The 13,890-nt window shown below is 47.2% G+C and carries 10 protein-coding genes; 6 read left to right on the top strand and 4 right to left on the bottom strand.

Annotated elements, in window-relative coordinates; genetic code table 11:
- Positions 1-94 precede the first annotated feature (94 nt).
- Positions 95-3,742 carry an EAL domain-containing protein gene (locus L5M29_RS11960; protein WP_263167981.1) on the bottom strand — a complete coding sequence of 1,216 codons (3,648 nt, stop codon included), beginning with the start codon at positions 3,740-3,742 and terminating at the stop codon, positions 95-97.
- Between the two features lie 615 nt (positions 3,743-4,357).
- Between L5M29_RS11960 and L5M29_RS11955 the strand changes: the two genes are divergently transcribed.
- The 6 genes from L5M29_RS11955 (at position 4,358) to cyoE (ending at position 9,930) form a co-directional block, all read left to right on the top strand.
- Complete coding sequence (locus tag L5M29_RS11955; RefSeq protein WP_263167979.1) at positions 4,358-4,747, top strand: hypothetical protein; 390 nt, start codon at positions 4,358-4,360, stop codon at positions 4,745-4,747.
- A 188-nt stretch (positions 4,748-4,935) separates the two neighbouring features.
- On the top strand, positions 4,936-6,039 hold the full coding sequence (gene cyoA / locus L5M29_RS11950) for a ubiquinol oxidase subunit II (protein ID WP_263167978.1): 1,104 nt from the start codon (positions 4,936-4,938) through the stop codon (positions 6,037-6,039).
- 2 nt (positions 6,040-6,041) lie between these two features.
- Positions 6,042-8,021, top strand: a complete 1,980-nt coding sequence (gene cyoB, locus L5M29_RS11945; protein WP_263167977.1) for a cytochrome o ubiquinol oxidase subunit I — start codon at positions 6,042-6,044, stop codon at positions 8,019-8,021.
- A gap of 1 nt (position 8,022) precedes the next feature.
- Positions 8,023-8,643, top strand: coding sequence for a cytochrome o ubiquinol oxidase subunit III (cyoC, locus tag L5M29_RS11940; protein ID WP_011787513.1), 621 nt, complete (start codon positions 8,023-8,025; stop codon positions 8,641-8,643).
- Positions 8,643-8,984: a cytochrome o ubiquinol oxidase subunit IV gene (gene cyoD / locus L5M29_RS11935; RefSeq protein WP_006084647.1), complete on the top strand. Its 342-nt coding sequence runs from the start codon at positions 8,643-8,645 to the stop codon at positions 8,982-8,984. Before cyoC ends, cyoD begins: the two co-directional genes overlap by 1 nt.
- 13 nt (positions 8,985-8,997) lie before the next feature.
- Positions 8,998-9,930, top strand: coding sequence for a heme o synthase (gene cyoE, locus L5M29_RS11930; RefSeq protein WP_219235637.1), 933 nt, complete (start codon positions 8,998-9,000; stop codon positions 9,928-9,930).
- A gap of 109 nt (positions 9,931-10,039) precedes the next feature.
- Here cyoE and L5M29_RS11925 read toward each other — a convergent pair whose 3' ends face one another.
- The 3 genes from L5M29_RS11925 to L5M29_RS11915 form a co-directional block, all read right to left on the bottom strand.
- Positions 10,040-10,564, bottom strand: a complete 525-nt coding sequence (locus tag L5M29_RS11925) for a protein disulfide oxidoreductase (RefSeq protein WP_263167974.1) — start codon at positions 10,562-10,564, stop codon at positions 10,040-10,042.
- A 25-nt stretch (positions 10,565-10,589) separates the two neighbouring features.
- On the bottom strand, positions 10,590-11,474 hold the full coding sequence (locus L5M29_RS11920; protein ID WP_263167966.1) for a thioredoxin domain-containing protein: 885 nt from the start codon (positions 11,472-11,474) through the stop codon (positions 10,590-10,592).
- 135 nt (positions 11,475-11,609) lie between these two features.
- Positions 11,610-13,721, bottom strand: coding sequence for a protein-disulfide reductase DsbD family protein (locus L5M29_RS11915; RefSeq protein ID WP_263167965.1), 2,112 nt, complete (start codon positions 13,719-13,721; stop codon positions 11,610-11,612).
- Between the last annotated feature and the right edge of the window lie 169 nt (positions 13,722-13,890).

Raw genomic sequence — 13,890 nt, 5'->3', positions numbered from 1 at the left:
ACCATCCTTAGTATTTTGATTAACGCATGCATAATGCGAACTCAAGTATAGTCCAACTCTGCGCCAGCATTAGAAAAACAACAACACTCTGCCGTTATAAATTACGCTGGATAAAGCGGAAACACTCTTCTGCCGCTAAGGGTTTACTAAAGTAAAACCCTTGCACTAAGTCGCACCCCATGCTCGACAATAATACCAATTGCGCCTCGTTTTCAACCCCTTCAGCGACCACAGTTAACCCCAATTCATGGGACATAGAAATAGTTGCAGCGCTAATGGCTGCATCGTTCGAGTCGGTCTCAATATCCTTCACAAAGGATCGGTCGAGCTTTAACCTGTCTAAGGGCAAGAGTTTCAAATAGGATAAAGAGGAATATCCTGTACCAAAATCATCGATAGCGAGCTCGATACCATGTTGGCGCAATTCCGCTAATAGGCGCGCATTCTGCTCAGGATATTGCATCGCCACACTCTCGGTAATCTCCAGCTCCAGCGCGCCTTTGCCCAACTTATACTTCACCAGCACATTGGTAATATCGGCGACTATCGTATCCTTACGGAGTTGATGCGCTGACAGATTCACTGCCATTCGCAACTCAGTGGCACCCGCAGCACGCCAGACAGCAAGTTGCGCCATCGCCGTTTCTAACACCCATTGGCCAATTGGGATGATCATGTCAATCTCTTCGGCAATGGGAATAAAACGGTCAGGCGCTATCATGCCAAATTCGGGATGCTGCCAGCGCACAAGCGCTTCGACACTGACCACTTGCCCGCTTCTAATATCAATTTGTGGCTGATAATGCAGCCGCAATTCGTCGTTTGCTAACACTTGCCTCAGGCCAGTTTCAATATGCTGGCGCTCAGTGATCAAAGTGTTCATTGCCGCAGTAAAGAATTGATAGTTATTGCGTCCAGCCGCTTTTGCGCGGTACATGGCCATATCGGCATTTTTCATCAAGGCTTCAACACTGTCACCATCATTGGGGAATAAACTGATCCCTATACTTGGCGATGAATGTAATGCTTGATTATTAATCACATAGGTTTGACTCAAACCACTGCGCAGCGCCTCGGCTAAACTGGCCACTTCATCATGGTTCGTATCGGACAAGGCAACCACAAACTCATCGCCCCCCAAACGCGCCACAGTATCATTATCACCAACGATGTATTTCAAACGTCGGGCCACCTCTAGCAGCAGTTGATCGCCCACATGATGGCCCAAGGTATCGTTGATATTTTTAAAGTGGTCCATGTCGATGAACATTACCGCTATTTGGCTGTGGGATACAAGAGCATCCTTAAACACCACTTCGAGGCGCGACTGCAAGCTCAGTCGATTAGGCAATAAGGTCAAAGAGTCATGATGGGCAAGGAAATGAATGCGTTCCTCACTGACTTTACGCTCACTGATATCGGTAAAGCTGCCAATATAGTGACTCACGGCACCAGAATCATCCCGCACAACAGACATCATCAACCATTTCGGGAAATCGTAACCATGCTTATGTCTGTCCCAAACTTCACCTTGCCAGAAACCCGTTTGCTCGAGGGCAGCACGGACTTGAGAATCGATACTTTTATCCGTTCGTTCAGCCTCTATAAAACGGCAGTTTTTACCAATAATGTCCTCTCGGGAATAACCCGTGATCTGAGAAAATGCGCTATTCACATCCACAATGATATCGTTGGCATCCATAATCGTGATGCCTTCACCACTCTGCTGAAATACTTGCGCTAAGAGATTTACCCGCGCAACGGTACGCTCCTGCTCGGTAATATCTTCGACGATAAACAAAATTAGCTGTTCACCATTGGCACCAGTAACTAAAGCCCCATTAAGGCGCACAGCCACTAGTTGGCCATTTTTATGTAAATAATGCTTCTGATAGGGGCCGTAACGGCGCGTCTGCTTTAAGCGCTCTAATTGCTCTTCTTCACTTAATTGATAACGCTTTGGGGTAAGATCCCAAGGATCAAGTTGATTAAGCTCATCGAGTGAATAACCCGTAATCGCTTGAAAGGCGGGGTTAATCGCCACAAATTGACCATCATCTAAACGTTTAAGCACATGCCCCACTGGGGCCTTATCAAATAGGTTTCGATATTTTTGCTCACTTTCGACCAAGGTAGCTTGAAAAGCCTGACGGCGGGCAATTTCCTTCGACAATGCCATGGTTTTTTCTGTCACTTTTTCGGCAATACGTTGGCGCTCGCCGGAGGAAACCAGTGTCATACCGCCCACGACCGCACAAGTGATAAATGCGAGCAGAAGCATCAGTAGCGATAAGCTAAAAGTATCGCCCATCAGCACCGCATAGGATTGATAAATCACTATATGCCAATGACGATCCGCTAACATCAGGTTTGCCTGAAAATACTGCCCAGTTTTATCGCTGAAGAGCTTGCTGCTAAATTCGGGAAACGATTTTTGAGTATTGCTATAAAGTAAGGTACCGCCCGCACTCATATCTGTCAGTTGCCACTGCAAGCCTTTTACACTATCAACATCATCAATAATGCCTTGCAAATCAATTACAGCTGAACAAAACCCTGAGATCTTACCCAATCTGTCAAAAGCAGGAGCAATGAGTAAGGTGCCACCAGGGCCATTGGGATCTTGTGCTAATTGAATCTTGGCTGTCATCACGGGTGCTAACGTCGCACGCACTTTTGCGATGGCTGCAGCTCGCGTCGGCTCACTATTGAGATCTAATCCCAAGGCCGCTTCGTTACCTATCTGCGGCTGAATATACATCACAGGGACTAGCCAACCATCAGTATTCGCCTGCCAGCCTTCGGGACGAGTCACTTTGTAGGAACCACCAACCACAGAACGAATGGATGCCTCAAAACTTTGCTGATCGGCTGCCGCCACAAGCGGTGACCAAGACCAAGCTCTAAAGCCATCCTTCATCAACATATTGCGTTTGCCAAACTGTACAAACTCATCCTCAGAAACCTGCTCGCTATTATCGAACAAGCTTGCTAAGGCAACAATTTGTTGGAGGTTCGCATCTTGAAAACTTTCAATATTGCTAATAATCGCATTAGATTGAACCAGAAACTTATCCTGCAACTGTTGGCGCTGATTCATATCTGAGTAGTAATAAATCCCCACGCAAAATAAAAAGCCCACCAGCAGAGGCACACCCGTCTGAATGCGGCGAGAACGCCAAATAACTCGCTTATCAAATAGCAACATAGTCAGAGGGATAAAAATCACGGCACCGAGCAAATCCCCAGTCCACCAATTTATTAAACTACCCAGTAAATCGGACTGTGGAATCGTACCGTTAATCACTAAGGAGAAATTGCCAAAAACAGTCGCTACAGTACAAGTTAAAGCTAAACTCAAGCAGGATTTAATGACGGCGTTAGGATTATCTAGGGTGAATAAATGATCGACCCGCCCAAGAACATAGGCAGAAAGCACTGCCTGTATAGATGAGCCAATTGAAATCGCAAAGGGCAACCACCCCCAATGGATATGTCCGCTGATGTTGAGATTAATCAACAAAGAACCAATGAACACGCCAATCCAAGGCGCATATTCTTTCCATAAAACACAAGCGGCAATGGCAATACCTGCGGCAGGCCAAATTGCAGCAGAATATCCAGGCGGCAAAGCAATCATCAAACCAATTTTACCTACAATAACGTAAGCTAAGGCGATGAAAATGTTTACCTTGAGGTATGGAATAAATGACTTTATGTGTAGTCCTTCATGCTGACGCACTTCAAGAATTGAGAAGCATCATGCCCTACTCACAGGCTCAATCTCAAGCACATATCAGGGGCGAGATAAGTTCACAGTTTAATAATCGGTTTATCTAATGTAAATAGCGTAAATGACTGACGCAATCACTCATTTAACGTGATGTTTTTATTTGGGATGCCGATCTCAAATGCACTTAATCACACAGCCAAACTTGGCGAGCCCAATCTTGCGACAAACAAGCTAACCCATCAAGACAACTATCGGCAACATTAGCCCCGCCATAGAAGTTAAGCTTAGTCTTTTTGCGGGTAAAGCTAACATGTTTATAGGAGCTATAATCAACTCAATGACACCACAAGCAAATCAACTTTAGTTAAAATGAATAAATGAGAGGCTTCACAATTTTTTATTTTATGAGAACAAAATCAGTTTAAATACTGTTAATTTTGTAAAATTAACGATCTCATTTAGTTTTAATTAAGGTTTTTTTAATACTTAAGCCCTTTTACTACGGGGATCCGCTTTCATTCAATAGCCGCTTCTTGGTATCCTCCTGCCGCATAAAAAAGTTACATGCTGAATATTTTTTGTTCTGCCAACTGACTCCTTTTCCCGTTCAGCCGGACTCATTAATTGAAATTAGCTCTTAGCCAATTCATTGCTGAAAGATTGAACCTAACTATTCGGCTTTCAACCTTTAGCATGACAAATCTAACCCTGTTTTTCGGGTTATTGTTTGTGCTGCCTATTGCTGACGTTTTATCCGTGTTGATCGGCGGTTGTGTTGATATTAGTGAACTCATCAGCCTCAGCAATGGCTTTTTAGTCGAGTTTATCGGCGCCAGTTTGCTCAGCCTGTTATTACTCAATCCCTTCGTTATTCTGCAGTTATGGCATTTAATCGACTGCTGCTTCAAATTTTTCAATCATCTCGATTTAACTAACGCTTCACTTTTTTTAGCACCCCCAAGGCTAAAATCCCTCGAACATACCGCCCACGGTTGTCGCGCTCCGCCATTTTAACCCTCTGTTTTTAAATTTAAATTAAGCATTAAGCGCTGAAAGCTGATCTTCGATTGGCCTCGGGATAGCGGCACATTTTGTGTCATACCTCTTGGGTCTCAGGATTTGCGCTCAGATAACGCCGCTTAGTGCGACTGCCGGTTAACGCTTGGCAGAGTTGTAAACCTTAGGGTTAGAGGAATCTTCCTTTGTTAATTCGAAAATTAAGTAAAGCGGCAATCGCGGCAGTAGCACTCATGCTCGCGGGTTGTGATGGCGGAGTATTGGACCCTAAGGGCCAAATCGGTATCGATGAAAAACACCTGATTATCGTCGCCACCCTACTCATGCTCATTGTCGTTATCCCTGTGATTGCCATGACATTGTACTTCGCGTGGAAATACCGCGATGGCCGTGATCAAGAAATCTATGCGCCTAAATGGGCACACTCAACAGCGATTGAAACCGTAGTGTGGATAGTGCCGATTGTGATCGTAATAGTGCTCGGTGTGATCACTTGGGGTTCGACCCATGATCTTGATCCATACAAACCTTTAGATCACGAAGCTAAACCCGTCACGGTTGAAGTGGTGTCGCTGGACTGGAAATGGTTATTCATTTATCCAGAACAAGGCGTGGCGTCGGTCAATGAGTTGGCGTTCCCAGCCAATGTGCCGGTGAACTTTAAGATCACCTCTGACACTGCGATGAACTCCTTCTTCATTCCTCAGTTAGGCAGCCAGATTTACTCTATGGCGGGCATGACCACTAAGTTACATTTGATCGCTAACGAGCCCGGCACCTTCGACGGTATCTCGGCTAACTACAGCGGCGCCGGATTTGCGGGCATGAAGTTTAAAGCGATTGCCACTCAGACACCTGCCGACTTCGAGGCATGGGTTGCCAAGTTAAAACAACAGGGCAAGACATTGGACTCAGCGGCCTATGCCACACTGGCTAAACCGAGTGAATACAATCCGGTTGAATACTTTGGCTCAGTGAGCAAAGGGATGTTTGACCAAATCGTGATGCAATACATGCACATGGACTCACATGACGGCATGAAAGGTCACGAAGGAATGGACATGCACGCAGGCATGGAACCTATGGGCACTGAGCACACATCTGACATGGCAGACATGAAAGGTATGCACGACATGGCACATATGGCAGGCGAGCACGCGATGGAAAATACACAGAACATGGCCGACATGGATAGCTCAACACCTTCTGTACCGTCATCAACACAGGACTCATCCACAGAACCTTTATCCTTAGAGCACTCATCCACTCAACAAGTGGAGGCGGAGTAATCATGTCATTTCTCGGTAAATTAAGCTTAGATGCGATTCCGTATCACGAGCCTATCATCATGGTGACCTTAGCGGTCGTCGCAGTGGTAGGTTTGTATATCGCAGCCTTGATCACTAAACACAAAAAATGGAGCGTACTTTGGAACGACTGGTTAACCTCAGTTGACCATAAACGCCTCGGTATCATGTACATAGTGTTAGCTTTGGTGATGCTCATTCGTGGCTTCTCCGATGCCATTATGATGCGTACCCAGCAAGCACTTGCCACCAACGGCGCCGCAGGTTATCTGCCGCCTGAACATTACGACCAAATCTTCACCGCCCATGGCGTGATCATGATTATCTTTATGGCGATGCCATTTATGATAGGTCTAATGAACTTAGTGTTGCCGCTGCAAATTGGTGCCCGCGACGTTGCCTTCCCATTCTTGAACAACCTCAGCTTCTGGCTTACCGCCTCGGGCGCTGTGCTGATCAATATTTCTTTGGGTTTAGGTGAATTTGCTAAGACAGGTTGGGTGGCGTATCCACCACTCTCAGAGCTGGCTTACAGTCCGGGGGTTGGGGTCGATTACTATATCTGGGCACTGCAGATTTCGGGCATAGGGACGACCTTAACCGGGGTGAACTTTATCGCCACCGTACTGAAGATGCGTGCCCCAGGCATGAAGCTGATGCAAATGCCAATCTTCACTTGGACTTGTACTTGGGCGAACATATTGATCGTCGCGTCATTCCCAATCTTAACCGCTGTGTTAGCCCTGCTGACACTCGACCGTTACATGGATTTCCACTTCTTCACCAATGACGGTGGCGGTAACGCCATGATGTATATCAACCTGTTTTGGGCGTGGGGACATCCTGAAGTTTACATCCTGATTTTGCCTGCTTTTGGTATTTTCTCCGATGTGATCTCAACCTTTACCTCTAAACGTCTGTTCGGTTACACCTCTATGGTGTGGGCGAGTGGTGCGATTTCAATTCTAGGTTTCATCGTTTGGTTACACCACTTCTTCACCATGGGCTCAAGTGCCAACGTCAACGCCTTCTTCGGGGTGATGACTATGGTGATTGCGGTTCCAACCGGGGTAAAACTGTTTAACTGGTTGTTCACTATCTACCGTGGCCGCCTACGTTTAACGGTACCTGTGTTGTGGACACTAGGCTTTATGGTGACTTTCACCATAGGCGGTATGACAGGGGTGTTATTAGCCTTACCGGGTGCCGACTACGTCTTACATAACAGTTTGTTTTTAATCGCGCATTTCCATAATACTATTATTGGTGGTGCGGTATTTGGTTACTTAGCAGGTTTTGCTTACTGGTTCCCGAAAGCGACAGGTTTCCACTTGAATGAGCGTTTAGGTAAAGCGTCATTCTGGTGCTGGCAAATCGGTTTCTATGTGGCCTTTATGCCGCTGTACGTACTGGGCTTTATGGGTATGACACGCCGTATCAACCACATTGATAACCCAGCGTGGAACGTGTGGATCTACTTAGCCGCCGTGGGTGCTTGCATCATCATGGTCGGTATCATTCTGCAGTTTATCCAACTGTACGTGAGTATCCGTGACCGCGACCAAAACCGCGACACCACGGGCGATCCATGGAATGGCCATACTTTAGAGTGGTCAACCGCTTCTCCACCGCAGTTCTATAACTTCGCTAAGCTGCCACAGGTTGCTGATATTGATGCCTTTACCGATGCGAAAGAAAAAGGCGTGGCTTATCAAGGCCTCAAACACTATCAGCCAATCCATATGCCGAAAAATACCTCAAGCGGTATCTTAATGGCGCTGGGGATCACTGCCGCTGGTTTTGCCGCTATTTGGCACATCCTGTGGTTAGCCATTGTGGGCTTAGTGGGCGCTTTCGTGGTGTTCCTGTTCCGTGCTTATAACAATGACGTCGACTATTACGTGCAACCCGATGAAGTGGCTCGCATTGAAAATGCCCACTTAAACAATGTAGTAAGGGGCTGATATGAGTATTGCAATCCCAGCAGATTTAGAAGTAGCTCACGCAGAAGATCATCACGAACACCATGATACGAGTGGCAACACTCTGTTTGGTTTTTGGATTTACCTGATGACCGACTGCATTTTGTTTGCCTCGGTTTTCGCAACCTATGCAGTGCTCTACATGAACACGGACGGTGGCGTTTCGGGTAAAGACATTTTCGAATTGGACTTTGTGCTGATCGAAACTGCCGCCCTGCTCGTCAGTAGTATTACCTATGGCATGGCGCTGATTTTTGCTAAGCGCCACAACAAAGCCGCAACCTTGGCTTGGTTACTCGTCACCTTCGCCCTCGGTTGTGTGTTTATCGGGATGGAAGTCTATGAATTCCATCACCTTATTGAACATGGCAATGGCCCGCAGCGCAGCGCTTTCCTGTCGTCCTTCTTCACTCTGGTCGGTATGCACGGCTTGCACGTGACCGCAGGTCTGATTTGGATGGCGATTATGATGATTGAAGTGGCGAAAACTGGTTTAGGTCATCGCAGCATCACCCGCCTGAGCTGCTTAAGCCTGTTCTGGCATTTCCTCGACATAGTGTGGATTTGTGTATTCACGGTCGTGTATTTATTGGGAGCACTGTAATGAGCGCACATAGTCATACTCATAAGCCTAGCCATGGCACTGACGATCTGGCCGCGAGCATTAAGTCATATCTAATGGGCTTTGTGCTGTCAGTGGTATTAACCGCCATTCCGTTTTGGGCTGTAATGACCCATCACTTCGAGAAAGCGACCACCCTTAGCTTAGTGCTAGTGATGGCGATAGTGCAGATAGTGGTACATCTTAAGTACTTCTTGCACTTAGATTTCTCGAAAGAAGGCAAAGTAAATACCTTCTCCTTCCTGTTTACCGCCCTGATTATTGTCATGGTAGTCGGCCTGTCGGTGTGGATCATACTCGAAGCCAACGCTTTGATGATGTAACGAGAAACAGTCTATGCAAACACAAGACAGATTTATGTCACCGCAATGGAAAGCACGCTTCAAAGGGTATGTGCAGGTTACTAAGCCTGGCATCATTTTCGGGAATCTGATTTCCGTTGCTGGCGGTTTTTTATTAGCCGCCAAAGGCGACGTAAATTTGGTCTTGATGCTGGCGAGCTTAGTAGGATTGTCCTTAGTTGTAGCCTCGGGCTGCGCAATCAATAACTGTATTGACCGTGATATCGACGCCAAGATGCAGCGAACCTGCAAACGCGTGACCGTCACGGGCGAAATTGCCGTGGGTAACGTACTCGCGTTTGGACTCGCCTTAGGTGTGTTAGGCTTTAGCATCTTAGCCTTGTTTACCAATGCATTAGCCCTGCTATTTGCCGTTATTGGTTACATCGTTTATGTGGGGGTTTATAGCCTCTACATGAAACGTAACTCAGTGTATGGCACTTTGGTTGGCAGCTTCTCGGGTGCAGTACCGCCCGTGGTTGGCTATTGCAGTGTGACAGGGCAAATGGACATGGGCGCAGCTATTTTGCTGTTGATGTTCAGTCTATGGCAGATGCCACATTCCTATGCCATCGCGATTTTCCGTTTTAATGACTATGCGGCCGCTAATATTCCTGTACTGCCGGTTGCAGAAGGCATGACCAAGGCAAAACTGCATATCGTGCTTTATATTGCTGTGTTCGCCTTAGTCAGTGCACTGTTACCACTCGCGGGTTACACAGGTATCGCCTTTATGGCGGTCACCTGTGCCACTAGTCTGTGGTGGCTTGCCATGGCATTAAAAGGTTATCGCCACGGCGTCGACATGCACCGCTGGGCTCGCCAAGTGTTTGGTTTTTCAATTATCACTATTACGGCGCTCAGTGTGACTATGGCGCTCGACTTCCAAGTCGTGAGTCAGGCGCCACTGCTCACCTTAGTGAAGTAAATCCTAAGCTTTCAGCTAGTTGCCTAGTCCTGAAATAAGTTGATAATAAAAAGCGCTAACCTAAATTAGCGCTTTTTTCTCCCTTAAAACAGCCCCTGAAGCATCACGTCTAAGTGAACATCATTCGCCACCACATACCGGGTAGGCTAGTAAAGCCTGTCGTATAGTGTTTTAGCTCACCCTCTTTAAAGATCATAATGGTTGGCGTCGCCTGCAATGACCAATCACGGGCAATCTTGCTGTCACTATCATTAATAGTGTCAAAGCCATAGCCTTGATGCTGAAGATATTTTCTCAGTTTCTCATCCTCTCCCGAATTCATGGCAACCGTCACCACGGGGTAATAGGCCGACATTTGATTGACCGCCGGACTGACAAAATTACACACAGGGCACCAAGTGCCCCAGAAGTACACTAATACCGCCTGATCTTGGCTTAACTTGGCAATATCAAGCGCTTCCCCAGCCAAAGTCGTCCCTTGGATCTGTGGCAAATTATCCCGCGGGATATCTTTGCCGCGCCAGATGTCCATCACGCTGGTCACGATAAGGGCAATGAGCAGCCAAAGTGCCAGCTGCTTAATCCAGCCCAATATGCGTTTAGGTAAAGATGTCGAAACCTGTTCGGCGCTCATATTTTCAGTTTCCTTTGGCGACATCTTAACTGCTCTTCTGCGTCTTATCTTTAGCGGCAATCGCGGCTTCGAGCTGCTCTTTTAACACTTCGTAAGGCACTAATCCGGGAATAAGCGTATCAGCCACTATCATACTTGGAGTGCCACCTATGCCTAACTCATTCATTAAATTAACATTGTCATCGACCATTTTAGCCACGCGCTCATCTGTGTTGCCGACCCAACGCTCAGTTGCCGTCAGTTTAGCGACCTTAGCGATGGCGGCGGCATCGAGTCCACGCGGACTCGACATCAACATATCCTTTACCTTGAGATACTTTTCAGGCTCGTTTAACCAAACCGTTTGGGCAAAATCGACTGCCATTTTGGAGCCTTCGCCCTGCAGCGGCACCATTTTGACTATGATTTTTAACTGCGGAAATTCTTCAATCAGCTGGTTCAGCGAAGGCTCGATTTTCTTGCAGTATGGGCAGTTAAAATCAGTGAAGTACACCATCTCAATCTCAGGTGTCGCAGCGCCCTTCCACGGATCGCTTTTGGTCTCATACATGGCTTTATGATGAGTCACAAGACTGGTTTGCATGGCTGTATTTGCACCCTCTTGCTCCCTTGCTTGCCACGCAATAATTGCTTCTCTCATTAGGTCAGGATCATTGATCAAGGCATCTTTAAGAATCGCTCGCACCTCTTGCTGCTGCGCCGCCGATAAACTGCTGTCTTTGGCATAGGCCATGGTGCTCACCGAAGGCAAGGAAACCACCAGCATGGCCATGGCGACACCCGAGACAGCAAACATCTGCAACTTGCGATGTTTGAATAAAGAGCTAAATTTCGACATTTTAGTGCCTCCGATGACTTGAGTATTCCGCATTGATTCAGTGATGTTTTGTGCTTCAATTGTCTGTTTCATAATCGATTTCCATTGTTTCAGGTCAGGAGCTTCCTGACCTGAGTATTTGTTGAGTGCCACTCGACTCGCTATTGAATGAAACTCGCCAGTGATATTGCCGAGTGACATATCCGAGTGAATGGCTGGTCGTTAGCGTTATTTCCCTGCCGCTACGGATGACTTTTCAGGGGACGCAGAGGCCTGCTCAATCGCAGCAAGCACAAGGTCAGTCGATAGAATTTCCGGTAACTCAATCCCCTGCGGTGCACCCGGGCCGTAAACCACGTTAAATGGCACTCCAAAACGATTATGGCTTTGCAGGTAGTGAGTAATGGGCTCAGAAGGCGTAGTCCAATCGCCCTTCATCGACAAAATATGCGACTGTTGCAACAGGCTATAAACAGGATCTTGCAAGATCACGCCAACTTTATTGGCCTTACAGGTAATGCACCAATCGGCAGTGACATCAACAAACACAGTTTTGCCTTGGGCAACCTGCTGATTAATCAATGCTTGATCCAATGGCGTCCAAGTAAGATCCGCAGGTAAAGGTTTAGCCCACTGGTTCGCCGTCATAAATGCAATAACCGCCGACAGTAAAATGCCGATACCTAAGCAGCTCACGATGGCAATCGCGCCATACTTTTTAGCCATAAACACCATAAATATCAGTGTAATGACACCCGCTAACGGCCACAGGTAGAGCACATCAATAAAGCTGGCCAACAGGCTAATCAGCCACAAACTGGTGATGAGCAACATGCCGGAGAAAAACACTTTGACTGTATTCATCCAGCGACCGGGTTTAGGGAAATAACCCGCCACTTGTGGAAATGCCGCCACAATCAACCAAGGGAACGCCATACCCACGGCCAACGCGGTAAAGATGGCAAACAGGCTCAGTACATCGGCGCCCAAAGCGAAGGCGACCGCGGTACCCAAAAATGGTGCACTGCACGGTGTCGCCAGTAGCGTCGCAAACATACCCTGTAAAAAGTGACCGCTGTTATTATTGCCGCCCGTTGTCGCCAACTTGGTTTGCACGTTAGAGGGTAAGTTGATCTCAAACACACCTAACATATTGAAGGCAAACACTGTGGTCACCAGCGCCATAAAACCGATAAACCAAGGGTTTTGGAACTGCACACCCCAACCAATCGCTTGACCCGTGAGCTTAAGCATTAAGATAAAGCCAGCCAGTAACCAGAATGAGGCCAATATCCCCAGCGCTGATGCGATGAACTGTTGGCGGATTTGATTACGCTTCAGATCAGGCGCAGCAACCACTGAACTGAGCTTCATGCCGAGAACGGGTAACACGCAGGGCATGACGTTTAAGATCAAACCACCGATAAGCGCTAACAAAATCATGCCAAATATCGAGGTACTTGCTTGGGTAATCACCACAGGCTTCACTTCGGCGCTGTATTCCAACGCTCGCTCGCTATCGGCGACAGTCATGTTCAGCGATTTACCCAAAACTTCAGGCTCACCCAGCCAACTTTGACCAGTGAAAATACCGACCAATTGCTTGCCGTTAGCATCACTTTCGTTTGGTTTTAAGCTCACTAGCTTGAATGTGGTATCTGGCTCGCCATCGATAATCACGGTTGGACTCTGCCAGTTGGCATCATTGAGTCTGACTTCAAGTTGACCTTTGGCGGCATCCCAACCCATTGTCATGGCAGGATTCTGGCCCTCTTGGGTCAACACTTTTTGTGGCACAAGTGACACGGCCTTGTTGTAAGCCAACATGGCATCGGTATCTGCTTGCAGCGCATTGGGCGTGAAGTCGAGACTAATCTGATAATCCGTTAGTACACAGATAGTGGTACAGGTCGACAAGGTCACTTTGCCACGCAACTGAGTTGGGGCAGAGATATCATCGACTTTCAAGGTTAATGGAAAGGTGGTATTACCTTTGTAACCAAAGGTTTGTAATCCCAATAATGAGAATTCCTCTGGCGCTGGCCATCTCCAATCCACTTGCTGTAGATTGCGAGAGCCATCCCACTTGATGGTAGGCGCGATACCGCCTTCCCCAGGACTGCGCCAATAGGTTTTCCAATCGCCCTCAAGTTGTACTTCAAGCACAGCGGGCAAAGTGTTCGTTGCGGGATCAACTTCGCCCGTCAGCATAAAACGTACTTTGGCTGGCGGGTGATTATCGTTAACTAACCATCCTGTCGATGCCGCCATGAGCGACGGGCTCGTCACTATCAAGGCGAGTATCCAGAATCTGGTTAACATGGATTTTAATGTACTCATTTTGTCCCCATTGGCATGAACCGTTCGTTATGCCCTGTAAATGCTTGCTTTACTGCTTAACTCTGCCCCCATTACAAAGGGCGTGATGGCTTAAGAAAAATCAGTGTGATAGCAGGCTTAATTCAAGAAATTTGATCTGGGATAGGATGTGTAAAATCAGACGTTCTGC

Origin of the sequence: Shewanella sp. SM95 (assembly GCF_025653595.1) — a bacterium.
In the GTDB taxonomy this organism is placed as follows: domain Bacteria; phylum Pseudomonadota; class Gammaproteobacteria; order Enterobacterales; family Shewanellaceae; genus Shewanella; species Shewanella oncorhynchi.
The sequence above is the reverse complement of the archived record's forward strand: the minus strand, read 5'-3'. Positions and strand labels throughout refer to the sequence as shown.

Coding starts and splice junctions, on each gene's coding strand:
- cyoD (WP_006084647.1), top strand. CDS start 8,643: ATGAGCGCACATAGTCATACTCATAAGCCTAGCCATGGCACTGACGAT.
- L5M29_RS11925 (WP_263167974.1), bottom strand. CDS start 10,564: ATGAGCGCCGAACAGGTTTCGACATCTTTACCTAAACGCATATTGGGC.
- L5M29_RS11915 (WP_263167965.1), bottom strand. CDS start 13,721: ATGAGTACATTAAAATCCATGTTAACCAGATTCTGGATACTCGCCTTG.
- cyoC (WP_011787513.1), top strand. CDS start 8,023: ATGAGTATTGCAATCCCAGCAGATTTAGAAGTAGCTCACGCAGAAGAT.
- L5M29_RS11920 (WP_263167966.1), bottom strand. CDS start 11,474: ATGAAACAGACAATTGAAGCACAAAACATCACTGAATCAATGCGGAAT.
- cyoE (WP_219235637.1), top strand. CDS start 8,998: ATGCAAACACAAGACAGATTTATGTCACCGCAATGGAAAGCACGCTTC.
- cyoB (WP_263167977.1), top strand. CDS start 6,042: ATGTCATTTCTCGGTAAATTAAGCTTAGATGCGATTCCGTATCACGAG.